The organism is Crenobacter sp. CS_VA4 (assembly GCF_055597485.1).
Map to the genome: position 1 here is coordinate 1 of NZ_JBVMAE010000070.1, position 1786 is coordinate 1786.

Genomic DNA, 1786 nt, shown 5'->3' on the forward strand with positions numbered 1-1786 from the left:
GATGGTTAGTCACCCTGGTCAATTTTCAATGAGCAAACCCTCGGTTATCTGGTCAATTTTCAGTGAGCGCCAACAGTTCTGTTGGAGAAGGCGCTGGCGCAAGCGCGGCGACGGCGCCAACTGCACCAGCCCCACCAACTGTTGCACCACCTGCCGCGGCGGCAGTGGCTTCTTGTTCTTTACTCATGATCGCTCCTGAGTTGAGTTAGGACTTCTTTTGCGGGTGTGACGATTGCCACCTCGCGTGCGACAACGCCTGCCTCCACAATCATTGGCCTGTCTGCCTGATCGTGACACGCCCCCTCTCGCCCGGCGAGGCCCGGCTGAGGTTATCGTGGTGCAATCCTGCGAGCTGCCCTTGCGAAACTCACCGTTGCCCTTCCCCGGCAAGCAATGCTTGGTACTGAGCAGGGAAGAAGACTCGCATGACGCATTTCAGAAAGTGGTCTCGATCGACACCGTAGTAGTCGGCTAACGGGTTAACGGCATCTAGCGGCAAATTGAAAACTCCATTTTCCAACTCCAGAATGGCCTTGGGGTTCACTGGCGGTTCAAGGTACAAGCCATCATTAGCACGCTGTGCGTTGACGTTGCGCAGAAACTGCACGAACGCGGCGGGCGTGCTGATGGTGGCAAGCACTGGATAGCAGTGAATCATCCGGGTGGGTTTGAAGCCGCGCCGGCCGGTCAGCCATCGTTTGGCAGACGCGCCCTCGATCACGCCATTCGCATCGTTCTTGTGAAAGACTAGTTCGCCTGCACTGATGGCATTTCGCACCGTCCGAGCATCAACGCCAGCAAGGCGAACTAAAGAGTCGAATCGTACAAAGCCTCCGACCTCCATTTCATGTCGCGCCCATGCCAGCTGGACGAGTTGATCAAGCTGAGCAGCTTCGAACGGATTGGCCGCCATGAAGAAGCTCGCCATGTGGCTGGCACTCATCAGTACCTCGTAGATGCTGGCGCTCTCGTGATAGATGCCATCCACCGCGAAGTCGTGAACGGTTTCGAAACACTGCCATTCCGGCGAAGTACGCGTGCGTTCGACCATCTGAGCCCATTTCTCGTCGGAAAGCTGCTTACCGGGCCTGCCCGGATCAAAGCCATATGCTTCCTCAGTTACCGTAGGTAAGTTGAACGTTCGCGCGAACTCCACCAAGGTGCGGCGCTTAGCGTTGAGAACAGTGGCGAACAAATTTTCTTTAGGCAGCCACGAGGGGCGGGCATGGACTTCCATGTTTGGCTAGCTCCACCATGTGAGTTTTTCCGGAAAATCGGCTGATAGAAGTGTTGTTGATACGGCTTTTTTTGTCAATGACAATTTCCGGAAATTGTCATTTATTCGATTGCGATAATCGAATGCAACCGGTAGTAAGGCGATCGATTCGGGCAAGTTTTTCTGACTGTGTTGATCTAGCCGCCTTAGTGTGGTTGCGTGTCATGCTTTACATAACACCTGTTGGCAACTTAAGAAGGGGAAGGTGCAACCTGGGTCCGACCAGTAGCGACCAACCTTGTGGCATTGGGCTGAAAGGCGGCTGCTTTAGAGCGCAGTTATGACGTTCGGAAAAACTACCTGAAGGGCTGCAACGGGTCGAAAGTGAGCGTTCCCCAAGTCAGGAAGTCGCCCTTCGGCTACGGCGCAAGGGAAATGGCTGGAATGTGGCCCTGAACGGACGCTCAAGGCAGATAAGCTGGAAGACTGCTTCGGCCGAGAACCGGCCACTTGGGGGAGTTTGTAATGTCGCCTTCGATCCGGCGGTCACTGGAGGTGTGAACACTCCTG

At 55.1% G+C, this 1786-nt stretch carries 2 protein-coding genes; one reads left to right on the forward strand and one right to left on the reverse strand.

Annotation, left to right across the window (positions count from 1 at the left end; all coding sequences use genetic code 11):
* The coding region (locus ACZ2IA_RS22705) for a hypothetical protein (protein ID WP_470294856.1) at positions 1–199 on the forward strand (199 nt) is incomplete at its 5' end.
* A 168-nt stretch (positions 200–367) separates the two neighbouring features.
* Here ACZ2IA_RS22705 and ACZ2IA_RS22710 read toward each other — a convergent pair.
* Positions 368–1237: a hypothetical protein gene (locus tag ACZ2IA_RS22710; RefSeq protein WP_470294857.1), complete on the reverse strand. Its 870-nt coding sequence runs from the start codon at positions 1235–1237 to the stop codon at positions 368–370.
* Positions 1238–1786 lie beyond the last annotated feature (549 nt).

What these genes read in the sequence shown, in the direction of transcription:
- ACZ2IA_RS22710 (WP_470294857.1), bottom strand. Translation starts at nt 1,237, where the DNA reads ATGGAAGTCCATGCCCGCCCCTCGTGGCTGCCTAAAGAAAATTTGTTC.